Here is a 22,792-nt window from a genome sequence, read left to right as displayed (position 1 = left end):
GACATAAATAAGGAGGAAAATCGTGAGCGAAGCAAAGAAAAATATCCATGATGTAAATTTAACCAGCGAAATGAAAGAGTCCTTCATCGACTATGCCATGAGTGTAATTGTTGCTCGGGCCCTTCCAGATGTCCGCGACGGCTTAAAACCAGTCCATCGGCGAATCCTTTACGGGATGAACGAATTAGGTGTAACACCGGATAAACCCCATAAAAAATCAGCCCGGATTGTCGGAGATGTTATGGGGAAATACCATCCCCACGGCGACAGTGCCATCTATGAATCAATGGTGCGGATGGCACAACCCTTTAGTTACCGTTACATGCTAGTAGACGGCCACGGAAATTTCGGCTCTGTCGATGGTGACGGTGCTGCGGCGATGCGGTATACGGAAGCCCGCATGAGCAAATTAGCGTTAGAGATGTTGCGGGATATCAATAAAAATACTGTAGGCTTTATCAGCAACTATGATGATACCGAAAGAGAACCAGAAGTTTTACCGGCACGTTTTCCTAACTTGCTGGTAAATGGAACTACCGGGATCGCAGTAGGGATGGCGACCAACATTCCTCCACATAACTTGAATGAAGTCATTGCAGCGATTGATTTGTTGATGGAAAACCCAGAAGTGACCAACAGCGAATTGATGGAAGTTTTACCAGGACCAGATTTTCCAACAGGGGGTCTTGTCATGGGAAAATCCGGCATTCGTCGGGCCTATGAAACTGGAAAAGGATCAATCACGATCCGCGGTCGGGTAGAAATCACCGAGATGCCTAACGGAAAAGAACGAATTTTGGTGACAGAACTGCCTTACATGGTCAACAAAGCCAAGCTGATTGAACGAATCTCAGAACTTCATCGCGACAAACGGATCGAAGGAATCACGGATCTACGGGACGAATCTTCTCGGGAAGGCATGCGGATCGTCATTGACGTTCGGCGGGATGTCAGTTCTTCGGTTATTTTGAATAATTTATATAAAATGACGTCATTGCAAACCTCTTTTGGCTTCAATATGTTGGCCATCGAAAAAGGTGTGCCAAAGATTCTCAGCTTAAAACAAATCTTGGAAAATTATGTCGAACACCAACGGGAAGTTGTGACTCGTCGGACAGAATTTGACAAAAATAAAGCTGAAGCCAGAGCGCATATTTTAGAAGGTTTGCGGATTGCTTTGGATCACATTGATGAAATTATTGCGATTATTCGCGGATCAAAATCAGATGATGTGGCCAAAACCACGATGATGGACCGCTTCAAGCTGTCAGATCGACAAGCGCAAGCGATTTTAGACATGCGTTTACGCCGATTGACCGGTTTGGAACGGGAAAAAATCGAAAATGAATACCAAGATTTACTGACTTTAATTGCTGATTTGAAGGAAATTTTAGCAAATCCAGAGCGGGTTTCTGAAATCATCCGAACAGAATTAGGTGAAATTGCCAACCGTTTCGGAGATAAACGCCGGACGGAATTGTTGGTAGGTGAAGTGTTGAGTTTGGAAGACGAGGACTTGATCGAAGAAGAAGAAATCGTGATTACCTTGACCAACAACGGCTACATCAAACGTTTGGCAAAAAGTGAATTTCGGGCGCAACGCCGTGGCGGCCGCGGAATTCAGGGGATGGGCATTCACGATGAAGACTTTGTGAAGACGCTGGTTTCTTGTTCCACCCATGATACGTTGTTATTCTTTACCAATAAAGGAAAAGTTTATCGGGCGAAGGGCTATGAAATTCCAGAATATGGTCGGACAGCTAAAGGAATCCCAGTAATCAATCTATTGGGAATCGACTCCAGTGAAAAGATCCAAACGATTATTTCCGTTGACGGTTCACCAAAAGATGGTCGCTATCTCTTCTTTACGACACTATTGGGTGTAGTTAAGCGGACTTCAGTAACGGCATTTGCCAATATTCGCAGCAATGGACTGATTGCTATCGGGTTGAAGGAAGGCGATGAGTTAGTCAACGTCTTGGAAACAAATGGTGAAAATGTCATCATCATTGGTACGCATAACGGTTATTCCGTTACCTTCAAGGAAGAAGCCGTCCGAGATATGGGACGGACTGCAGCAGGTGTTCGCGGAATTCGTTTACGTGAAGAGGATTATGTCGTTGGTGCAGCTGTTATTACTCCTGATCGGGAAGTACTGGTCATTACCGAAAACGGCTATGGCAAACGAACCGGCGGCGATCAATACCCAATCAAAGGTCGGGGAGGCAAAGGGATCAAGACTGCCAATATCACGACGAAAAATGGTCCACTGGCTGGTCTGACGACGGTAAACGGAGAAGAAGATATTTTACTGATCACCAATCGTGGTGTAATCATTCGTTTCAATGTTGCGACAGTCTCGCAAACCGGACGGGCAACCTTAGGGGTTCGTTTGATGAAGATGGAAGACAATGCCAAGGTAGTTACCATGGCAGCCGTTGATCCAGAAGCGATTGAAGAGGAAGCAGAAAGTGTTGACCCAGAATAAGAAAGTAGACCGCCTAGTTTGTAGGTGGTCTTTTTTCTAAAGCGAGACGTAAAAAAGGAAATGTGGATAAATAAAACCGTCAAAAGTTTTCCCCAGTGGATAACTTTTGACGGTTTCTTTTTACTTTTTTCACAAATTCGTTTGACATTTTGCGCTTTTTTTTCGTTATAGAGGTAAAGGGATCGGAGGGAAAAAGATGCGTTATTATTTGGATACGAAAATTGAACTCTTGTTTCAAAATGGGCGGGGACAGCTCTTTAAGCAGGGAATGAACGATGTCATCAAAGGACCAACAGAAGAAGCGCTGCACCGCTGGACTGAACTTTGTCAGCGATTGATGCCGTCAGAATTTGCAGCTGTTGCAGTTATTGAAACCACACGAAAAATACAAAAACTGGCAAAAGAGGAGGATTATTTAGAAAAAGTGAAGCTGCGAAATTTCAGAAGGGAGGGAGATGCTCGAAAAAAGCTGTCCTTAACTTTTTTGGATGGCAACAATCGTCCCCACACCTTTATGCCGATTGCCTGTCGAGAGGATCTGACCGAAGCAGAGGTGCGGGAGATTATGACAGAGATGACGAAAGTGAAACTTTTTGAAAAAGAAGGCGTTCGTCGGTTTTGCTATATGGAAAGCGCCAAGTATGTGGAGCAAGAAGAACAAATTCTTTTTGAAATAAAAGATTTGAAAAAAGATTCGACGGAAAAAGGCGTATTTAAAACTAGAGGAGAGAAAAACAGCAGCTAAAAATTCAGAAAAGCCGCAATTCTTTTACGAAAAAAGCCTGGAGAATCAGCGATTCTTTGCTTGCCTTTTAGGAACTTTTCCTGTATAATTTGACTTTGTGAGTAGTCTTTTATGACAGCTCTCCTTGCTCTTAGGGAATTCTAAGGGCCAAAGTCCATAGGGAGGTGAAAATCAATGGAAAACACGAAGTATGAAATCTTATACATCATTCGTCCTAACATTGATGAGGAAGCAAAATCTGCTTTGATCGAACGTTTCGATACAATCTTGAAAGATAACGGAGCTGAAGTTATCGAATCAAAAGATTGGGAAAAACGCCGTCTAGCGTATGAAATGAATGGATTCCGTGAAGGCATCTATCACATCGTAAAAGTTTCTTCTCCATCAAGTGCAGGTGCAATCAATGAATTTGATCGTCTTGCAAAAATCAACGACGATATTCTTCGTCACATGATTGTTAAAGAAGAAGAATAAAAATGTTTCACGTGAAACAAATTTTAACGATGAGGAGATGAATCGATTTGATCAATAATGTCGTATTAGTTGGACGATTGACTAAAGATCCTGATTTACGTTACACTGCCAGCGGATCGGCGGTAGCTACTTTCACACTTGCTGTAAATCGCAACTTCACAAACCAAAGCGGTGAACGTGAAGCTGATTTTATCAACTGTGTCATTTGGCGCAAACCAGCCGAAACAATGGCGAATTATGCACGCAAAGGTACTCTGCTGGGAGTTACCGGACGGATTCAAACCCGTTCTTATGAAAACCAACAAGGTCAGCGGGTCTATGTAACGGAAGTTGTTGCTGAAAACTTTCAATTATTAGAATCACGTTCAGCATCTGAACAACGTCGTACAGATGGTGGCGGGTATTCCAATAATTCTTTCAACAATACCAATACAAGTTCTAACTCGAACGCTAACTCCAATTCATTTGGTAATCAAAATCAATCATCTCAACCATCAACCGGAATGCCGAATTTCGATCGTGATACTTCTGATCCATTTGGAACAGATTCTTCGATCGACATTTCAGACGATGATTTACCATTCTAGTATTTTTAGTTGATAGGAGGGAAACAGAATGGCACAACAAAGAAGAGGCGGACGTAAACGTCGTAAAGTTGATTATCTTGCAGCAAATCATATTGAACATGTTGACTATAAAAATGTTCAATTATTGGAACGTTTTATTTCAGAACGTGGAAAGATTTTGCCACGTCGGGTTACTGGTACCGGCGCTAAAAACCAACGTAAATTAACTATTGCGATCAAACGCGCACGTATCATGGGCTTACTACCATTTGTAGGCGAAGAATAATTAGAATTTCAAAGATGGAACAAAAGTCAATTGATTTTTGTTTCATCTTTTTTATGTTATTTAAATGATGGGTTTTCGCGAAAATGTTTCACGTGAAACATCCTAAATCGCATTCACAGGCAAGTTATGATAAAATAAAAGAGATGAAATGAGTTGTAGTGAGGAGTTATCTATGAAAAAAGAAGTTTTTGGGAAACTTGCTTTGCTTTGTTGTCTCTTGCAGGTCCTGAGTCTCCTGTTTCTCAATAAATGGCTGGCAGTTGGCATCGTGATTGTTGCCAATCTTTTTCTTTTTCAAATGCACATTCGTTTGCGCCGATGGCATCAAATCAGTGAGCAGGAGAGTATCCGAATGTCTGCCAGAGTTGCGCAGGAAAACTCCAAATATTTATCTGAGAAATCACCTTCCTTGATCTTTATCTATGATGAGCATCAGCAGGTAGAATGGATGAACCAAAATGCGCTGCAACTGCTGCACAAGTACAGCAAGTCTGTTTGGCAGGACTATTTGGTCAATTTGCTGAATCACAATAAGGAACAGGGCTTGCTGCATTTACCAGATGATGTATATACCTATTCCATGGATCGGAAAAAAGGAATTCTTTTTCTATACAATGTCACGGATCAGGAACGGGCAAAGAAGAAACAATTGGCAATTCGTCCGGGAATCGGAATTATTTCGGTAGATAATTATACCGACGTCGTGGATAAAATGGATGATAAGGAAGTTTCTTACTTGAATTCCCTGATTACCACGGTTATTTCTGATTGGATCAACGAATATCAGATTTTTTATAAACGCCTGAATGCGGAACGTTATTTTTTTGTAGCCCACAATGAAGACATCGATAAAATGGCACAGGATGAATTTTCTTTGATGGAGCGAATCCGCAAAGCCACGGAAGAACAGGCACCACCATTGACCATCAGTATTGGTGTAGCGTATGGTTCAGAATCGCTGGTGAAAATTGGGGAAGTTGCCCAAAATAATTTGGATATGGCATTGGTGCGTGGGGGAGATCAAACCGTTCTCAAAGAAGCGTTGGACGAAGCCAAACCGAAATTTTTCGGCGGCAATACTGCCGGTACCGCAAAGAGAACGCGCGTTCGCTCTCGTGCCATGAGTACGGCGCTGAAAAATATTATCAATGAAAACAATGACATCTATATTATGGGTCACCGTTTTCCAGATATGGATGCAATCGGTTCGGCTTTTGGGGTTGCTTGTTTGGCGGACTTTCAAGGCAAGACCAATTATATTGTGATTGAAGAAAATGAGCTGATTCCTGATGTGGAACGTTGTCTGGAGGAAATCCATAAACATGAAGAGCTGGAAGCCAAGCTGATTACGGTACAACAGGCGATGGGGCAAATCACCAAGGATAGTTTGCTGATTATGGTGGATTACCACAAGCCTTCTCTTTCGATTTCGCAACCTCTTTACGAGCAATTTGAAAAGGTCGTGATTATCGATCATCATCGACGAGGGGATGAATTTCCGTCGAAACCGTTATTGACCTATATTGAATCTTCCGCATCTTCTGCCTCGGAATTAGTCAGCGAATTGATCCAATACGAGAGCAATAGTCAGAAGAAACTTGATAAAATAACAGCAACACTCCTGCTTTCAGGAATGATTGTGGACACGAAAAGCTTTGCGGTACGAACCAGCAGCCGAACCTTTGACGTTGCCAGTTATTTAAAAGACAGCGGAGCAGATGGTGCAATCGTCCAGTACATGTTAAGTACCGATCTAACGTCCTTCTTGGAAATCAGTGAGATGGTGGCAAGCAGTGAATTTATTACCACCAGTATCGTGGTTGCCTGCGGATCGGAAGAAAAGCTGTACGACAGTGTTACCGCCGCAAAAACAGCAGATACGCTGCTTTCAATGAATGGCGTGGAAGCTGCGTTTGTCATCACGAAACGTGAGGACGGCAAAGTGGGAATCAGCGCCCGCAGCAGTGGCAAAGTCAATGTCCAAAAACTTATGGAAACACTAGGGGGCGGCGGACATTTTACCAACGCAGCGACACAAATTTCCGGAAAAAAGATTAACGAAGTGAAAACAATGTTATATAATGAATTAAAAGAGTACCAAGTGAAAGAGGGGACCACGGAATGAAAGTAATTTTTATTGAAGATGTCAAAGGCAAAGGCAAAAAAGGCGACATCAAAGAAGTACCAACCGGATATGCGCAAAACTATTTGCTGAAAAATCATCTGGCAAAAGAAGCGACATCGGAAAGTCTTGCGGAAATGAAGGGCAAGAAAAAAGCCCAAGAAAAACATGAATCAGAAATTTTGGCAGAAGCCAATCAATTGAAGGCCTTTATTGAAAAAGAAGAAACAGTGGTAGAAATCAAAGCAAAGGCAGGAGAAGACGGCCGTCTTTTTGGCTCAATTCCTTCAAAACAAATCGCAGAAGGTCTGAAAAAGCAATACGATGTTAAAATTGACAAACGTAAACTCGAATTGGCGAATCCCATTCGGACACTAGGCTATACAAAAGTTCCAATCAAGCTACATCCTGAAGTATCAGCGACCCTGAAAGTCCATGTGGCAGAATAAGTAACCAAGTGAAAACAACAGCTTACAGGCTCAGAAGTTTCCTTCTGGGCCTATATTGTGCTTTCCTAAAATATCTTGTAGAATTAGTAGACCGAAATGATTTTAAAAAACTGATTTTTCCTAGCAACGCAAACCTGCCAGTTCCACTAATGTATAGTATCTAGTGGAATGGGGATAGAGCATGGGAAACAGACTAAATTTTCTGTAAAGAAAATTTAATACTTTAAAACGAATAAGGATGCCAGTTCCACTAATGTATAGTATCTAGTGGAATGGGGATAGGGCATGAGAAACAGACTAAATTTTCTGTAAAGAAAATTTAATACTTTAAAACGAATAAGGAGAACACAATGGTAGAATGGCAAGATCGGATGCCGCCGCAAGACATTGAAGCAGAACAAGCTGTCTTGGGAGCAATTTTTCTTGAACCAGATGAATTGATCAATGCGATGGAAGTCGTTGAAGCCAAAGACTTCTATCAAAGACGGCATCAAATCATTTTTCAAGGAATGATCAATTTAAGCGACCGCAATGAAGCGATCGATGTAGTGACATTAAAGGCGGAAGTCGAAAAAAGCAATGCGCTGGAGGATATCGGTGGTGTCAGTTATTTGGTGGAGTTGAGCCAGACAACGCCTTACGCCGGCAGTATCGGCTTTTATGCGAAAATTGTCAGCGACAAGGCACTTTTGCGTAATCTGATCCAAGCAGCCAATCAAATCGTTACAGAAGGATTTGAACAAAGCGGTGATATTTCCGCTATCGTTGAAAATGCAGAGAAACGGATTTTAGAGGTTTCCGAGCGCCGCAACAGCAATGGGTTCCAAATGATTGCAGATGTACTAACACAAGCCATCGAAAACATCGATCAGTTGGCACAAAATAATGAAGAAATCACGGGACTACCCACCGGCTACCCAGCATTAGATAAAATGACAGCAGGATTGCAGGAAGAAGAATTGATTATCCTTGCTGCCCGACCAGCTGTCGGAAAAACAGCTTTTGCTTTGAATATTGCGCAAAATATCGGTACAAAAACCGATCGTTCCGTGGCTATTTTTAGTTTGGAAATGGGGGCAGAGTCCTTGGTACGGCGGATGCTTTGTGCGGAAGGATCGATTGAAGCCAGCCATTTGCGTACTGGACAATTGACGGAAGAAGAATGGCGTAATTTGATTATTGCCATGGGAAGTTTATCCAAGGCCAATATTTATATCGATGATACTCCCGGAATCAAAATCTCAGAGATTCGTGCCCGTTGTCGCCGATTAGCCCAAGAAAAGAAAAATCTTGGACTGATTTTAATCGATTATTTGCAGTTGATTGAAGGAACGGGTCGGGAAAACCGCCAACAAGAAGTTTCCGAGATTTCCCGGCAACTAAAAAAATTAGCCAAAGAATTAAAAGTACCTGTCATCGCCTTGTCCCAGCTTTCACGGGGTGTGGAGCAACGGCAGGACAAACGCCCCGTGTTGAGTGATATCCGTGAATCCGGATCAATCGAGCAGGATGCGGATATCGTTGCCTTTTTGTATCGGGAGGATTACTACCAACGAGACGGGGAAGAGGACGCCCCTGAAGAAGCCCACAACGACAATATCGTTGAAGTCATTATTGAAAAAAACCGGAGCGGGGCACGGGGGACGGTAGAATTGTTATTTATCAAGGAGTACAACAAATTCTCCTCCTTGTCACCAAGAGAAGAATTTTGAGCTAAAAGCAGAAGGTTGCGGCCTTCTGCTTTTTTTCTGCAATTTTTTTGATTATTCATGAAAAAAAGGTTTTTTTGACTCAATCTAAAATAATGTTCGTGTTTTACTAGATTAATTAATAAAATTAAAATGAATATTCGATTATTAGTTGCCTTAGGGGAGGATTATTGATACAATAATTCAGGATCAAGAAGAAAGAATGAGGTGTTCGAATGTCATCAGTAGTTGTAGTAGGAACACAATGGGGCGACGAAGGCAAAGGAAAAATCACAGACTTTTTAAGTGAAAATGCAGAAGTGATCGCTCGTTACCAAGGAGGAGACAATGCCGGACATACCATCAAATTCGACGGTGTGACCTATAAATTGCATTTGATTCCGTCCGGGATATTTTACAAAGATAAAATCAGCGTAATCGGAAACGGTGTTGTGGTTAATCCGAAATCCCTCGTGACCGAATTGAACTATTTGAAAGAACACAAGGTGCAAACCGACAATCTGCGGATTTCTGATCGGGCGCATGTTATCTTGCCTTACCATATCAAATTGGATCAATTACAAGAAGATGCGAAGGGCGACAATAAAATCGGTACCACCATCAAAGGGATCGGACCTGCGTATATGGATAAAGCCGCTCGTGTGGGGATTCGGATTGCCGATTTATTAGATAAAGAAATTTTTGAAGAACGGTTACGGATCAATTTGGAAGAAAAAAATCGTCAATTCGTGAAAATGTTTGATTCAGAACCAATCACTTTTGAAGAAATTTTTGAAGAATATTATGAATATGGTCAACAAATCAAAAAATATGTCACCGATACTTCAGTTATTTTAAATGATGCTCTTGATGCAGGTAAACGGGTGTTATTTGAAGGCGCGCAAGGGGTAATGCTGGATATCGATCAAGGAACCTATCCATTTGTGACCTCCTCCAATCCGGTAGCCGGCGGGGTAACCATCGGCAGCGGCGTTGGTCCATCAAAAATCAATAAAGTTGTTGGCGTCTGCAAAGCCTACACATCACGAGTGGGGGATGGTCCATTTCCGACTGAATTATTTGATGAAACCGGCGAACGCATTCGGGAAGTCGGCCGCGAATACGGGACAACAACAGGACGTCCCCGTCGTGTCGGCTGGTTTGATTCCGTGGTAATGCGCCATTCAAAACGAGTTTCCGGGATCACTAATCTGTCATTGAATTCGATTGATGTCCTGAGCGGATTAGAAACTGTTAAAATTTGTACGGCTTATGAACTTGACGGGGAATTAATTTATCATTACCCAGCAAGTTTGAAGGAATTGAAACGGTGCAAACCAGTCTACGAAGAACTTCCTGGCTGGAGTGAAGATATCACCAGCTGTAAAACACTAAGTGAATTGCCAGAAAATGCCCGTAATTATGTACGACGGGTGTCCGAATTAGTCGGTGTACGCATCTCGACTTTCTCTGTTGGACCCGACCGTACTCAAACCAATATTTTGGAAAGTGTCTGGGCACAAATCTAAGCAGCAATAAATCGATCAAAAAGAGATGCTGATTCCGTAAAAAAAACGGTGTCAGCGACTCTTTTTGTTTTTTTATTGCTATTCTATGATAAAATGGGAATAGATTTAAGTGGATACAACTTCACCGAGAAGGTTTCGTGAAGGAGAGACAAATGCGAAAATCAAACTAAATTTTCTAAAAGGAAAATGGATCACCAAAATAGGAGGCATCGTTATGTACCAAATCATTACTGACTCATGCTGCGACATTCCTTTTCAACAGTTGGAAGAAGTCGGGGTTGCTTATATTCCCATGCTGATTGAAATGGATGGACAAGAATATGTAGACGATCTTGGTAAGACCTTTGATTACGAACAATTTCTTGAAAAAATAAAAGCCAATCACCAAGCAACGACAACACAGATCAATGTCGGTCGCTACGTGGAATTTTTCCGTCCTTATGTGGAACAACAAACACCGATTTTGTATTTGGCATTTTCTTCTGGAATGAGCGGTTCTTATAATAGCGCCTTGCAAGCAGTCGCTTTGCTGAAAGAAGACTACCCGGAAGTACAGATTACTGTCGTTGACACATTGGCGGCTTGTGCCGGTGAGGGACTGCTGGTCATGGAAGCACAAAAACGCCAAGCTCAAGGCAAAACTTTGGAAGAAGTAGCGCAATGGGTCGAAAAAAACAAAATGAACCTGCAATCATGGGTAACCGTGGATGATTTGAAACATTTGGAACGAGGCGGACGTATCTCAAAAACCGCAGCGGCAGTCGGCGGGTTATTGAATGTCAAACCGATCATTCATGTGGATGCTACGGGGCATTTAAAAAACGTGGACAAAGTGCGGGGAAGGAACAAATCCTTGCAGAAAGTGGCGGACGAAACCATCAATCGCATCGCTTCTAAAGAAGATCAAATCATTTATATCGCCTATTCTGGAGATCGCCCAAGTGCTGAAAAAGTGGCAGATCTGCTAAAACAAAAAATAACCATCAAAGAATTGAAGCTGCTGCCGATGGGACCAACCATCGCCAGTCATACTGGCTACGGCTGTATCGCTGTCTTTTCCTTTGGTGAAACACGAGTGGATTAAAAACACCGTTTGATTTTCATTACGAAAATCAAACGGTGTTTTGCTCTATTGAAAATCACGCATAAAGTGCGGCAACGCGATCCTGTACGTCTTTACTTTCCAAAAATTCATCATAGGTAGTATCCATCCGGTCAACCACACCTTTATTGGAAACGGCGATCACGCGATTTGCCAAGGTTTGGATGAATTGGTGGTCATGGGAAGCGAAAAGCAGTGAGCCGGTAAAGGCCATCAAACCGTCATTCAGCGCAGTGATGGATTCCAAATCCAAGTGATTGGTCGGATCATCTAAAACCAGCACATTAGCTTTTGAAAGCATGATTTTTGACAACATACAACGGACTTTTTCTCCACCGGAAAGGACATTGACTGGTTTCAAGACATCTTCACCGGAAAAGAGCATCCGTCCTAAGAAGCTGCGTAGGAACGTATTGTCGTCTTCTTCCTTCGCTGCATATTGCCGCAACCAATCCAGAATCGTCATTTCGTTGGCGAACTCCTTGCTGGTATCTTTAGGCAGGTAGGCTTGGCTAGTAGTAACCCCCCAGCGAACGCTGCCGGTATCCGGCGTCAATTCCCCCATGATAACCTTAAACAAGGTGGTGGTCACGATATCGTTGTCTGCCACGAAGGCCACTTTGTCTTCTTTGTTCAGGGTAAAGGAAATATTATCTAAAATTTTCTTGCCGTCAATTGTGACACTGACATTTTCTACTTGCAGTAAATCATTACCGATTTCCCGTTCCGGTTTGAAGCCGACAAAAGGATAGCGGCGGGAAGAAGGCTGGATGTCGTCCAATGTGATTTTTTCCAGCATTTTTTTCCGTGAGGTCGCTTGTTTTGATTTCGACGCATTCGCACTGAAGCGAGCGATAAAGTCTTGCAATTCTTTGATTTGTTCTTCTTTTTTCGCATTTTGTTGGGATTGCAGTTTTGTTGCTAACTGACTGGATTCCAACCAGAAATCATAATTGCCGACATATAATTTGATTTTACTGAAATCAAGGTCAGCCATGTGGGTACAAACTTTGTTTAGAAAATGGCGGTCATGGGAAACCACGATCACGGTATTTTCAAAATCAATCAAAAAGTCTTCCAGCCAATTGATGGATTGGATATCCAATCCATTGGTAGGTTCATCCAGTAGCAAAACATCCGGCTTGCCAAACAGTGCCTGTGCCAACAATACTTTCACTTTTTGTCCCGCAGTCAATTCACTCATTTGCAAATGATGAAGCTCTTCCGGAATGTTTAATCCTTGCAGCATAACTGCAGCTTCCGGTTCCGCTTCCCAGCCGTTCAATTCCGCAAACTCACCTTCTAATTCCGCTGCCTTGATACCGTCTTCGTCTGTAAATTCTTCTTTCATGTAGATGGCATCTTTTTCTTTCATCACGTCATAAAGCCGTTTGTGTCCCATAATAACGGTCTCGATTACGGAATAATCTTCAAAGTCAAAATGATTTTGCTTTAAAACTGCCATTCGTTCGTCCGGACCAATTGTAACATTTCCGGTAGAAGGTTGGATTTCGCCAGATAGTACTTTTAAAAAGGTCGATTTTCCGGCGCCGTTTGCACCAATCAAGCCGTAGCAGTTGCCAGGGATAAATTTAATGTTCACATCATCAAAAAGTTTACGATCAGAAAACTGTAAACTTACGTCACTTACTGTAATCAATGGGTATCCTCACTTTTTCTTATTATTGTCAAGTCTTATAGCATTATAGCGGGGAAAATGGGAAGTTTCAACAAACTTTAAGTAAATTCACATTTTCTGAAGAAATCACCAGATCCTGTTTTTTCAAAAGGTCCAGAGAAAAAGAGCAGAAAAATAAATATCAAACCATTAAAAATTTTGTTTGACAAATAAATTTATTAGGCTTACCATAAAAATAGAAAATTATCATAGCGATAGTAGGCGATTGTGCTATTTTGAAGGCGGAATCATTGTCAAAAAGTGGTCTGCCAAACTATGATAAAGGAGAAGAATAGTTTTGGAGGGTGAGTAATGATCGATTGGATTTTGAGTTTGGCACCATGGCAGCAAGCCTTGGTGGGGACAGGATTTACCTATTTTATGACAGCTTTAGGCGCGGGATTGGTTTTTTTCTTTAAAACCATCAAGCGGGATGTATTGAACATGATGTTGGGTTTTGCTTCAGGAATCATGATTGCAGCAAGTTTTTGGTCCTTATTAGATCCGGCGATCAGTCGTGCGGCTGAGAATGGGGATATTCCTTGGCTGGTGGTCAGTATCGGTTTTGGTGCTGGGGGATTATTTTTGTATGTGGCGGATAAAACGTTGCCCCATATGCACTTTGGTCCGAACAAAGAAAGAGAAGGACTGCCCAGTCATTTAAAACGAACGGTGTTATTGGTATTTTCAATTACGTTGCACAATATTCCGGAAGGGTTGGCAGTTGGTGTGGCCTTTGGTGCGGCGGTAAACGCCCCTAATCCGCAAACCGCCGTTTTAGCGGCGATTTCGGTGGCATTAGGTATCGGTATCCAAAACTTCCCAGAAGGCGCTGCTGTCTCGATTCCTTTGCGGCAAGAAGGCTTAAGCCGTCGAAAATCCTTTATGTACGGTCAGGCTTCCGGAATCGTTGAGCCGATTGCCGGCGTTATCGGTGCAATCTTGGTGACCAAAATGACACCGATTCTGCCTTATGCTTTGGCTTTTGCAGCCGGTGCAATGATTTATGTCGTCGTGGAAGAGCTGATTCCAGAAGCACAGCAAACCACTTCGAGCAAACGCCATTTTGCAGTCTTTGGCACGATGCTGGGCTTTATGGTGATGATGATTTTGGATGTAGCGTTAGGGTAGGGAAAACAAAAAAATCAGTCGATGTTCTATCGACTGATTTTTTTATTTCGGGGAAGAATCTCAATTTTTAATACCGGCGAGACGTGTTGCGATTACTCAACCAGCGAAGAATGAAGTAGACGATTGCCACAGGAATCCCAATTTTGAAGACTAGCCAAATAAGAGAACCGGCAAGACCTAAAACGATTTTTAATAAAAAACTGGCAACGACTAAAAAGCCGACGAATGCTAAAACTTTATAAAGCGTGGATTGATTACTCATAGTATTCTCCTCATTTCCTTTTTTTTAAGAATAACAAAAAAAGCGAAGACTGCCATCGGTCTAGGGAAGTATTCTGGTTTCCCGATTTGTCAGACTTTGGTATGATAAGAAAAAAAGAAAGGGCTGAAAAAATGAAGTTAGTTGTAGGCAATCAGCGTTGGCAGAGGGCGGCTAGTTGTTACATAAGGCTGCAGGTGTTCGTGTTGGAACAAAAAATTCCACTGGAAGAAGAATTTGATGCCCATGATTTAGATGAAACAATCTATGCGGTTTTGTATGACGAAAACAAACCAGCCGCAACCGGTCGTTTTTTGCAGGAAGGAACAACTGCTCGGCTGACCCGGATTGCGACCTTGCCGGAATACCGCAAACAGCATTTAGGCAGCCAAATTATTGAGGCGCTAGAAGTCTATGCGTTGTCCCAAGGATTAAAAAAAGCAAGTATTCATGCTGATTTAACAGCTTTGCCTTTCTATCAAAAGTTGGGGTATGTGCCTTACGGCGAGGTGTATTTAGAAGACGGCGTTCCTTGCCAAAGTTTGGAAAAAGAGTTTTAAAAAAAGACCGGAAAGTTGGCTACACTAGCCAAACTTTCTGGTCTTTTTCCTATTTTCTAACTTGTCCTTCGCCATAAATAATGTATTTTGTGGAGGTTAGAGCTTCCAGCCCCATAGGACCACGGGCGTGGAGTTTTTGGGTGGAGATGCCGATCTCAGCGCCAAAGCCAAAGACGAACCCATCCGTAAAGCGGGTGGAGGCATTGACATAGACAGCCGCAGCATCGACTTCTTTCAGAAATTTTTGGGAAGCAGAGTAGTTCTCGGTGATAATCGCTTCGGAGTGCTTCGTGTTGTATTTATTGATATGTGCGATTGCTTCCTCCACGGAATCAACAACTTTCACTGCGAGAATGTAATCCAAAAATTCGGTTTCCCAGTCGGCTTCTGTTGCGGGAACGGCTTGTTTTAAATAAGCCAGGGCTTTTTCGTCAGCCCGTAGTTCAACTTGTTTTTCTGTTAAAGCCGCTTCGATTTGTGGTAAAAATTCGGCGGCAACCGCTTGATGAATCAACAAGGTTTCAGCGGCATTGCAGACAGATGGTCGCTGGGTTTTGGCGTTGACGATAATATCGATCGCCATAGCTAGTTGGGCATCTTTGTCAATATACACATGATTGTTGCCGGTGCCTGTTTCAATAACCGGAACAGTAGCCGTTTCTTTGACTCGACGGATCAGCCCTGCGCCACCGCGGGGGATCAACACATCCAAGTAATCCGTCAAGCCCATCATTTCGTTGGCGACCTTATGGGAAGTGTCGTCGACAAATTGGATGGCATAAGGATTCTCTTTTTGGGCAGCCAGGCTTTCCTGCAAAATCTCCACCAGAACCTGATTGGAATGGAACGCTTCTTTTCCTCCACGTAAAATTACGGCGTTGCCGGTTTTAAAACAAAGAGAGGCAGCATCAGTCGTGACGTTTGGTCGGGATTCATAGATAATACCGATTACCCCAAGAGGAACTTTTTGTTGTCCGATCATCAAACCGTCGACATTTTTCCACATTTTGTTGACTTCACCAATAGGATCGGGCAACTGGGCTACTTGTCGGATGCCTTCTGCCATTGCGGCGATGCGTTCATCTGTTAAACGCAGTCGGTCTTTCATCGTTTCTTTGATACCATTTTGATCGGCAACGGCTAAATCTTTGGCGTTGGCAGCTAGGATTTTTTTTGTATTGGCTTCTAAATCAGCTGCCATTTGCAACAAGAGCTGATTTTTCTTTGGAGTATCCATCAAACTTAATTGATAGGCACTTTCTTTGGCTTGGGCGCCTAAAACTGCTAATTGCGTCATTCCTATTCCTCCTTGAATAAAGTACCGAGTTCTTTGCCGGCTAAAAGATCAAAAATAATCGCGGGTTGCTTGCCGTTGGCTAAAATCATAGCTTGATGATTTTCTAAAATTCGTTGGGCGGCTTTTAATTTGCTGTGCATACCACCGGTTCCAAATTGGCTGCCTTTGCCCCCCGCTTGATCCATCAAGGTCTCATTGATGGAAGAAATGCGAGGGTACAGTTTAGCAGCAGCGTTTTTGCTGGGATTGTCTGAATAAAAACCGTCGATATCTGAAAGCATGATTAGCAAATCGGCTTTTAGAATTTGCGCAACGATGGCAGAAAGCTGATCGTTGTCGCCAAATTTGGTCAAGTGATCCATTTCATCAATCGACACAGTATCATTTTCATTAATAATCGGAATCACACCCATGTAAAGCAGTTGCTCGAGTGTATTAATCACATTTTTGCGGCTTTCAGGATATTCGACGATATCGCGAGTCAGCAAAACTTGTGCGGTTTGTTGGCTGTAACTGGCAAAACGCTGAGTGTAGATATTCATCAGTTCTACCTGTCCGACGGCGGCTACGGCTTGCTGTTCGGGAATGGCTGCCGGTCGTGTCCCAATATGTAATTTGTTCATGCCGACTCCAATGGCACCAGAAGAAACCAAAATAATTTCTTTTCCTTGATTTTTCAAATCGGCCAAAACAAACGCCAGTTGGTCGATCCCCGACAAATTGATATTCCCATTTGGATAAATCAATGAACTGGTTCCGATTTTAACTACGATTCGCCGTGCTTCTTTTAAAAATTCCCGCATCTTTCCACCTCAAACTGATAGCTGTATTGTTTTTACTATTGTACTAGCTTTTGCCTTTTTTTTCATCTTTATTGTCATGTTAAAAAAAAGGTAGTAAAATCGAGGGATTTTTGGCAAAAATAACCGCACATTATTTTTGCAAATGGTTTGATCGAAAAATTGCCAAGAATAGCAAGTCTGCCCGTTAATCTATCCAATAGAACGTAACTAAAGACCGCTAGTCTCGCACCTTAGCGGTCCTTTGGCTGTACTTTAAGCACTTCTTATTGCTTGTCTAGTCCAACATATTTCCCCTATTTCTGCAACTTGACAAGTGATGAACCTCCCACCTTTCTCATCATGTAAAAATCTCTCAAAATTTTTCCAATAGGATCTGCGTAGTTACTTTCAGATTGTCGACTTGCCTGCTATCGTGGTTTTTTACGGGGATTTTTTCTTTTCCCGGCATTCGTGAAGAAATTATGTAAATTTACAGAATAATTGGCATAAATCCCATAATCAGTGGTGAATTGTGTTAAAATTACACTAGGAAATTTTAGGAGGAACCCATGAAAAAACGAGGCTTTGAAATACTTACCACCTATCAAGAGACGGAGATCACTTTGCCTAAACGGGCAACGCATCACGCAGCGGGCTATGACTTTGAAGCTGCCGCAGAAACAGTGATTCCCAGCATTTGGAAATCAGGAGTTATGGATGCTGCTAAACTGTTGCTGGGGGATCGGGAAAATCTTCAGAAAAAAATCAAACCCGTGTTAGTACCCACAGGGATCAAAGCATATATGGGAGAAGACGAATTTTTGCAACTTGCCAATCGTTCCAGCAATCCCTTGAAGCGTTTTTTGCTTTTAGCAAATGGCGTGGGAGTCATTGATAGCGATTATTATAATAATCCAGACAACGAAGGACACATCATGTTCCAATTTCTTAATTTTGGTTTGACGGATGTGACCATCAAAAAAGGGGAACGAATCGGGCAAGGAATCTTTCTACCTTTTCTAAAAGCAGACCAAGATGAAACGACGACGCAGCGCCAAGGCGGCTTTGGTTCATCCGATAAATAACTGAACAAAGCGGGAGGCTGAAAATGGCAAAAAAAGCGAAAGTCCAGTTTGTTTGTCAAAATTGCGGCTATGTTTCCCCAAAATATTTAGGAAAATGCCCCAATTGCGGCAGCTGGAATTCCATGGTGGAAGAAATCACTCAGGATACGACAGATCGCCGGGTACGGACAACGATCACCGGACAAAAAATGCAACCCACCAAAATCGCAGATGTCGTACCGAAACGAGAACCACGGGTGGAAACAAAATTAGCGGAACTAAATCGCGTATTGGGAGGCGGTGTGGTTCCCGGCTCACTGATTTTGATTGGCGGTGATCCCGGTATCGGAAAATCAACGTTGCTGCTACAAGTATCACAGCAATTAGCAGAGATCGGCGGCAAGGTGCTTTATGTATCGGGAGAAGAAAGCGCAGAACAAATCAAAATGCGGGCGCAACGGTTAGGTTCAATTGATACCGAATTTTATTTGTACGCAGAAACAGATATGCACGACATCAGTCGAGCTATTGAAAATATTCGTCCAGATTATGTCATCATTGACTCTATCCAAACCATGACCCAACCGGATATCACCAGTGTGGCGGGCAGTGTCAGTCAGGTACGGGAAACAACAGCAGAACTGCTGAAAATCGCCAAGACCAACGGCATCGCGATTTTTATTGTTGGTCATGTGACCAAAGAAGGGTCAATTGCTGGACCGCGAATGTTAGAGCATATGGTGGATACGGTTTTGTATTTTGAAGGAGAAAAGCACCACAGTTTCCGAATTTTGCGAGCGGTCAAAAACCGTTTTGGGTCCACTAATGAGATTGGTATTTTCGAAATGCAGGAAAATGGTCTGCGAGAAGTGGCAAATCCCTCCCAAGTCTTTCTGGAAGAACGATTGGAAGGGGCGACGGGATCAGCAATCGTGGTAGCAATGGAAGGCAGCCGCCCGATTCTGGTGGAGATTCAAGCGTTAGTCACGCCGACGATGTTCGGCAATGCCAAGCGCACCACCACCGGATTGGATTTTAATCGGGTCTCCCTGATTATGGCAGTATTGGAAAAACGTGCCGGTTTGCTGCTGCAAAATCAGGATGCGTATTTGAAAGCTGCCGGCGGAGTCAAACTGAATGAACCGGCGATTGATTTAGCCATTGCCGTCAGTATTGCCTCCAGTTACAAGGAAAAAGGGACCAGTCCCACCGAATGCTTCATTGGTGAAATCGGTCTGACCGGTGAAATCCGCCGCGTGAATGCCATCGAACAGCGGGTCAAAGAAGTACAAAAACTAGGCTTTACCAAAGTGTATTTACCGAAAAATAATCTGGTGGGCTGGCAGCCGCCAAAGGGAATCGAAGTTGTCGGAGTCACTACATTATCGGAGACCTTGAAGAAAGTTTTTCGTTGATAAAAAAGAAAAGGAAGACGATTTTACGTGTTCCTTTTCAAAAATAGGAGGAATGACCATGCAGAAACGTGTCATTGTAATTTTAATGGTCGTTGCCGGAGCAAGCTTAGGAATCTCTTTGTTTCCATTGGCTTGGCAGGCAATCGATCAGGCAAGTAATCAATGGCTGAACAATCCATTTACCAACAGTTTGTTAGGCGCACTTATTTTCTTTTTATTTTCTTTAGTGTTGGCAAAATATGTTTCAGCCGGAATCAAAAAAATCGAGGAAAAGTTAAGCGAGCTGAGTTTGACTTATTTACTTTTCGGAGCGGCCGGAGCAATCATCGGTCTGACGATCAGTGTAATCATCTCCATGGCGCTTTATAATATTCAAATTCCCTTTATCAACAGTGTAGTACCGATTATCCTGATGATATTGTTCGGCTATTTGGGTTTTCGAATCGGAACGACCCGCATTGATGAATGGAAGAAAATTTTTGCTCCGCGCAACAAAAAAAGCGAAGGCAGCGAACAAGTACTGGAACGTAAAGCGGAAGATTCTTTTCGACGGTATAAGATTTTAGACACCAGCGTCATCATCGACGGGCGTATCTACGACATCGCCAAAACCGGCTTTTTAGAAGGAACGATCTTGATCCCCAATTTTGTTTTGTACGAACTGCAATATATTGCAGATTCTGGTGACAGCTTGAAACGGGTTCGCGGGCGCCGAGGGCTGGATATTTTAAATGCGTTGCAAAAAGAAGATGGGATTTCCGTTGAAATGTACGATGGAGATTTTGAAGAAATCAATGAAGTTGACAGTAAGCTGATCAAGCTGGCAAAATTATTGGATGGGGTGGTCGTCACAAACGACTACAACTTAAATAAAGTTTCTGAGTTTCAAAATGTGCCGGTCCTGAACATCAATGAATTGGCTAATGCAGTCAAACCAGTGGTTATTCCTGGGGAAGCAATGGAAGTTCTGGTAGTCAAAGCCGGAACAGAGCGCCAACAAGGCGTCGCTTATCTGGATGACGGCACGATGGTCGTGGTGGAAGACGGACAGCACTATATGAATGAACGAATCAAAGTAATCGTCACCAGCGCCTTGCAAACGGCTGCTGGTCGCATGATTTTTGCAAAACCGGCCCATTCTGGTCGGGGGATTGATAATAAAAAAGAGGCAAACGGCTGATCCAGTCGTTTTGCCGGTTGTTCTAGTTTTGCTGGTCGGTTGGCTTTACTAATTGGCTTATTGATTGTACAATTCTAGCTGAAGATTGTATTTTCTGACGGTTAAAAAATCGCCTGAAATGCGGATTGCTGTACAATAGATTCTGAGCAGTCAGTTTGAAGGATTGTTATTGGAAATTAGTGTCGGCAGTCTCAAAAAGACATCAAAGGAAGAGGAAAAAAGATGACAAAAGTACGTGTACGTTATGCACCAAGCCCCACCGGACATCTACACATTGGAAATGCGCGAACCGCTCTATTCAATTATTTATTTGCCCGTCATAATGATGGAGAGTTTATCATCCGCATCGAGGATACGGATTTAAAACGCAATATTGCGGATGGCGAAAAGAGCCAATTAGAGAATTTGACTTGGTTAGGGATGGATTGGGATGAATCCCCTCAAAATCCTGGGAAATACGGACCTTACCGTCAATCGGAACGTAAAGACATCTATCAACCATTGATCGATCAACTCTTAGCAAGCAATCGGGCATACAAATGCTACTGTACCGAAGAAGAATTAGAAGCCGAACGGGAAACCCAACGAGCACATGGCGAAATGCCTCATTATGGCGGAAAATGTGCCTTCTTGACACCAGAAGAACAAGCGGAAAAAGAAGCGCAAGGACTAGAAGCAGTGATTCGTTTCCGAGTGCCTAAAAATACGGAATACAAATTCCACGATATGGTCAAAGGAGAAATCGTTTTTGAATCCGACAATGTCGGCGGCGATTTTGTTATCCAAAAGCGCGACGGAATGCCAACCTATAATTTTGCCGTAGCTGTGGACGACCATTTGATGAAAATCACGCATGTTTTGCGAGGAGACGACCATATCGCCAACACGCCAAAACAATTGATGATCTATGAAGCCTTTGGTTGGACACCGCCTGAATTTGGGCATATGACTTTAATCATCAACAGTGAAACCGGGAAAAAATTAAGCAAACGGGATGAATCAATTCTGCAATTTATTGAACAATACCGGGAACTTGGCTATTTGCCAGAAGCAATGTTCAACTTCATCGCATTGTTGGGCTGGTCTCCAGTCGGCGAAGAAGAAATCTTCACCCAAAAAGAATTGGTGGAAATGTTTGATCCAAATCGGTTAAGCAAATCACCAGCAGCATTTGATGCGAAGAAATTGGAATGGGTCAACAACCATTACATCAAAGCGATGGATCTGGATGCATTGACGGAAATGTGCCTGCCTTATTTAGCAGCAGAAGGACGAGTAGAAGCAAATCCGACTTCTGAAAAACGAGAATGGGTGAAAAAACTTGTTTCACTGTACCAACCACAAATGAGTTATGCAGCAGAAATCGTTGAAGTTTCCGACCTGTTCTTCAATGAACATCCAGTATTGGACGAGGAAGCGAAGGAAGTTTTAGCCGGTGAAACCGTGCCGACTGTTCTAGACGCATTTAAAGAAAAATTGGAAAAAATGACGGTCGTGGATGCACCAACCGTGAAAGCAGCCATCAAGGAAGTTCAAAAAGAAACCGGGATCAAAGGAAAAAATCTCTTTATGCCGATTCGTGTGGCGGTTTCCGGACAAATGCACGGACCAGAATTGCCAACAACGATTGAATTACTAGGAAAAGAAAAAGCGTTGGATCATTTGAATAAAGCATTATAACAAACACGAGGAACAGACGAAGTACCAAAAAAACTGATTTCAGAGAGATTGCGGTTGCTGGAAGTGATCATCAGGTTTTGGGAAATGCATCTGGGAGTGGAGTCGGCGGAAGTTGGCTACGGGTCATGAACGTTACTCATTTTAAGCTAGCTGTCTTGGCTAGAAACAAAAGTGGAACCACGCATACAGGCGTCTTTTGAATAAGGAGACTTATTTGAAGGGCGCTTGTTTTATTTTATACGAAAGTAGCTGTGCGCTTTTTTAATACATAGGCTGATTGTATCGGTAGAAGTTTTT

The 22,792-nt window shown here is 42.8% G+C and carries 20 protein-coding genes and 1 other annotated feature; of the genes, 16 read left to right on the top strand and 4 right to left on the bottom strand.

The genetic code is table 11. From position 1 onward, the window contains the following. Positions 1–19: 19 nt before the first annotated feature. The 10 genes from gyrA to BN1875_RS09480 all read left to right on the top strand — a co-directional run bounded on the left by gyrA (position 20) and on the right by BN1875_RS09480 (position 11,431). The gene (gene gyrA / locus BN1875_RS09525) at positions 20–2,488 is read left to right on the top strand and encodes a DNA gyrase subunit A (RefSeq protein ID WP_171000814.1); all 2,469 of its coding nucleotides are present in this window, start codon (positions 20–22) and stop codon (positions 2,486–2,488) included. A gap of 196 nt (positions 2,489–2,684) precedes the next feature. Beyond that, the gene (locus BN1875_RS09520) at positions 2,685–3,233 is read left to right on the top strand and encodes a DUF2922 family protein (protein WP_048604617.1); all 549 of its coding nucleotides are present in this window, start codon (positions 2,685–2,687) and stop codon (positions 3,231–3,233) included. Positions 3,234–3,407: 174 nt separating this feature from the next. After that, entirely contained in the window at positions 3,408–3,707 is a 300-nt protein-coding gene (gene rpsF, locus BN1875_RS09515) for a 30S ribosomal protein S6 (RefSeq protein ID WP_048604616.1), read from the top strand. A gap of 47 nt (positions 3,708–3,754) precedes the next feature. Then, positions 3,755–4,294, top strand: a complete 540-nt coding sequence (gene ssb / locus BN1875_RS09510; RefSeq protein WP_048604615.1) for a single-stranded DNA-binding protein — start codon at positions 3,755–3,757, stop codon at positions 4,292–4,294. Positions 4,295–4,322: 28 nt separating this feature from the next. Further along, positions 4,323–4,559, top strand: a complete 237-nt coding sequence (rpsR, locus tag BN1875_RS09505) for a 30S ribosomal protein S18 (protein WP_048604614.1) — start codon at positions 4,323–4,325, stop codon at positions 4,557–4,559. A gap of 172 nt (positions 4,560–4,731) precedes the next feature. Further along, positions 4,732–6,684, top strand: a complete 1,953-nt coding sequence (locus BN1875_RS09500; RefSeq protein WP_048604613.1) for a DHH family phosphoesterase — start codon at positions 4,732–4,734, stop codon at positions 6,682–6,684. After that, complete coding sequence (gene rplI / locus BN1875_RS09495) at positions 6,681–7,130, top strand: 50S ribosomal protein L9 (RefSeq protein WP_048604612.1); 450 nt, start codon at positions 6,681–6,683, stop codon at positions 7,128–7,130. Before BN1875_RS09500 ends, rplI begins: the two co-directional genes overlap by 4 nt. A 350-nt stretch (positions 7,131–7,480) precedes the next feature. Further along, positions 7,481–8,842: a replicative DNA helicase gene (dnaB, locus tag BN1875_RS09490; protein WP_048604611.1), complete on the top strand. Its 1,362-nt coding sequence runs from the start codon at positions 7,481–7,483 to the stop codon at positions 8,840–8,842. A 212-nt stretch (positions 8,843–9,054) separates the two neighbouring features. Continuing rightward, entirely contained in the window at positions 9,055–10,347 is a 1,293-nt protein-coding gene (locus BN1875_RS09485) for an adenylosuccinate synthase (RefSeq protein WP_048604610.1), read from the top strand. A 214-nt stretch (positions 10,348–10,561) separates the two neighbouring features. Next, positions 10,562–11,431 (top strand): DegV family protein, encoded by an 870-nt coding sequence (locus tag BN1875_RS09480; protein ID WP_048604609.1) that lies wholly within the window; start codon positions 10,562–10,564, stop codon positions 11,429–11,431. A 55-nt stretch (positions 11,432–11,486) separates the two neighbouring features. Here the strand turns inward: BN1875_RS09480 and BN1875_RS09475 are convergent, their stop codons facing one another. Beyond that, positions 11,487–13,109 carry an ABC-F family ATP-binding cassette domain-containing protein gene (locus BN1875_RS09475; protein ID WP_048604608.1) on the bottom strand — a complete coding sequence of 541 codons (1,623 nt, stop codon included), beginning with the start codon at positions 13,107–13,109 and terminating at the stop codon, positions 11,487–11,489. Between the two features lie 330 nt (positions 13,110–13,439). Here BN1875_RS09475 and BN1875_RS09470 point away from each other — a divergent pair, with 330 nt between their 5' ends. After that, the gene (locus tag BN1875_RS09470) at positions 13,440–14,258 is read left to right on the top strand and encodes a ZIP family metal transporter (RefSeq protein ID WP_048604607.1); all 819 of its coding nucleotides are present in this window, start codon (positions 13,440–13,442) and stop codon (positions 14,256–14,258) included. A 67-nt stretch (positions 14,259–14,325) separates the two neighbouring features. Here BN1875_RS09470 and BN1875_RS09465 read toward each other — a convergent pair whose 3' ends face one another. Continuing rightward, on the bottom strand, positions 14,326–14,520 hold the full coding sequence (locus tag BN1875_RS09465; protein ID WP_048604606.1) for a hypothetical protein: 195 nt from the start codon (positions 14,518–14,520) through the stop codon (positions 14,326–14,328). A 131-nt stretch (positions 14,521–14,651) separates the two neighbouring features. Here BN1875_RS09465 and BN1875_RS09460 point away from each other — a divergent pair, with 131 nt between their 5' ends. Beyond that, positions 14,652–15,077: a GNAT family N-acetyltransferase gene (locus BN1875_RS09460; RefSeq protein ID WP_048604605.1), complete on the top strand. Its 426-nt coding sequence runs from the start codon at positions 14,652–14,654 to the stop codon at positions 15,075–15,077. A 49-nt stretch (positions 15,078–15,126) separates the two neighbouring features. Here the strand turns inward: BN1875_RS09460 and BN1875_RS09455 are convergent, their stop codons facing one another. Further along, positions 15,127–16,374, bottom strand: coding sequence for a glutamate-5-semialdehyde dehydrogenase (locus BN1875_RS09455; protein WP_048604604.1), 1,248 nt, complete (start codon positions 16,372–16,374; stop codon positions 15,127–15,129). A 2-nt stretch (positions 16,375–16,376) separates the two neighbouring features. After that, positions 16,377–17,177 carry a glutamate 5-kinase gene (proB, locus tag BN1875_RS09450; RefSeq protein WP_048604603.1) on the bottom strand — a complete coding sequence of 267 codons (801 nt, stop codon included), beginning with the start codon at positions 17,175–17,177 and terminating at the stop codon, positions 16,377–16,379. 548 nt (positions 17,178–17,725) lie between these two features. On the opposite strand from proB, the gene BN1875_RS09445 reads away from it, so the two are divergent. The 4 genes from BN1875_RS09445 to gltX all read left to right on the top strand — a co-directional run bounded on the left by BN1875_RS09445 (position 17,726) and on the right by gltX (position 22,495). After that, positions 17,726–18,241, top strand: a complete 516-nt coding sequence (locus BN1875_RS09445) for a dCTP deaminase/dUTPase family protein (RefSeq protein ID WP_048604602.1) — start codon at positions 17,726–17,728, stop codon at positions 18,239–18,241. A 23-nt stretch (positions 18,242–18,264) separates the two neighbouring features. Then, positions 18,265–19,635, top strand: a complete 1,371-nt coding sequence (gene radA, locus BN1875_RS09440; RefSeq protein ID WP_048604601.1) for a DNA repair protein RadA — start codon at positions 18,265–18,267, stop codon at positions 19,633–19,635. 58 nt (positions 19,636–19,693) lie between these two features. After that, positions 19,694–20,815, top strand: coding sequence for a PIN/TRAM domain-containing protein (locus BN1875_RS09435; protein WP_048604600.1), 1,122 nt, complete (start codon positions 19,694–19,696; stop codon positions 20,813–20,815). A 222-nt stretch (positions 20,816–21,037) separates the two neighbouring features. After that, positions 21,038–22,495, top strand: a complete 1,458-nt coding sequence (gltX, locus tag BN1875_RS09430; RefSeq protein ID WP_048604599.1) for a glutamate--tRNA ligase — start codon at positions 21,038–21,040, stop codon at positions 22,493–22,495. Beyond that, positions 22,495–22,695: a binding site (T-box leader), on the top strand. Its footprint overlaps the gene before it by 1 nt. Positions 22,696–22,792 lie beyond the last annotated feature (97 nt).

The organism is Enterococcus massiliensis (assembly GCF_001050095.1).
Lineage (GTDB): Bacteria > Bacillota > Bacilli > Lactobacillales > Enterococcaceae > Enterococcus_C > Enterococcus_C songbeiensis.
Note: the sequence above shows the minus strand (reverse complement) of the source record. Positions and strands in the feature narration are given on the sequence as shown.

Bases quoted from the DNA above. Each gene is read 5' to 3' on its own strand.
- rpsF (WP_048604616.1), top strand. From the start codon at position 3,408: ATGGAAAACACGAAGTATGAAATCTTATACATCATTCGTCCTAACATT.
- dnaB (WP_048604611.1), top strand. From the start codon at position 7,481: ATGGTAGAATGGCAAGATCGGATGCCGCCGCAAGACATTGAAGCAGAA.
- BN1875_RS09445 (WP_048604602.1), top strand. From the start codon at position 17,726: ATGAAAAAACGAGGCTTTGAAATACTTACCACCTATCAAGAGACGGAG.
- radA (WP_048604601.1), top strand. From the start codon at position 18,265: ATGGCAAAAAAAGCGAAAGTCCAGTTTGTTTGTCAAAATTGCGGCTAT.
- rplI (WP_048604612.1), top strand. From the start codon at position 6,681: ATGAAAGTAATTTTTATTGAAGATGTCAAAGGCAAAGGCAAAAAAGGC.
- BN1875_RS09485 (WP_048604610.1), top strand. From the start codon at position 9,055: ATGTCATCAGTAGTTGTAGTAGGAACACAATGGGGCGACGAAGGCAAA.
- BN1875_RS09455 (WP_048604604.1), bottom strand. From the start codon at position 16,374: ATGACGCAATTAGCAGTTTTAGGCGCCCAAGCCAAAGAAAGTGCCTAT.
- rpsR (WP_048604614.1), top strand. From the start codon at position 4,323: ATGGCACAACAAAGAAGAGGCGGACGTAAACGTCGTAAAGTTGATTAT.
- BN1875_RS09520 (WP_048604617.1), top strand. From the start codon at position 2,685: ATGCGTTATTATTTGGATACGAAAATTGAACTCTTGTTTCAAAATGGG.
- BN1875_RS09500 (WP_048604613.1), top strand. From the start codon at position 4,732: ATGAAAAAAGAAGTTTTTGGGAAACTTGCTTTGCTTTGTTGTCTCTTG.
- BN1875_RS09435 (WP_048604600.1), top strand. From the start codon at position 19,694: ATGCAGAAACGTGTCATTGTAATTTTAATGGTCGTTGCCGGAGCAAGC.
- BN1875_RS09470 (WP_048604607.1), top strand. From the start codon at position 13,440: ATGATCGATTGGATTTTGAGTTTGGCACCATGGCAGCAAGCCTTGGTG.
- gltX (WP_048604599.1), top strand. From the start codon at position 21,038: ATGACAAAAGTACGTGTACGTTATGCACCAAGCCCCACCGGACATCTA.
- BN1875_RS09465 (WP_048604606.1), bottom strand. From the start codon at position 14,520: ATGAGTAATCAATCCACGCTTTATAAAGTTTTAGCATTCGTCGGCTTT.
- BN1875_RS09480 (WP_048604609.1), top strand. From the start codon at position 10,562: ATGTACCAAATCATTACTGACTCATGCTGCGACATTCCTTTTCAACAG.
- BN1875_RS09460 (WP_048604605.1), top strand. From the start codon at position 14,652: ATGAAGTTAGTTGTAGGCAATCAGCGTTGGCAGAGGGCGGCTAGTTGT.
- proB (WP_048604603.1), bottom strand. From the start codon at position 17,177: ATGCGGGAATTTTTAAAAGAAGCACGGCGAATCGTAGTTAAAATCGGA.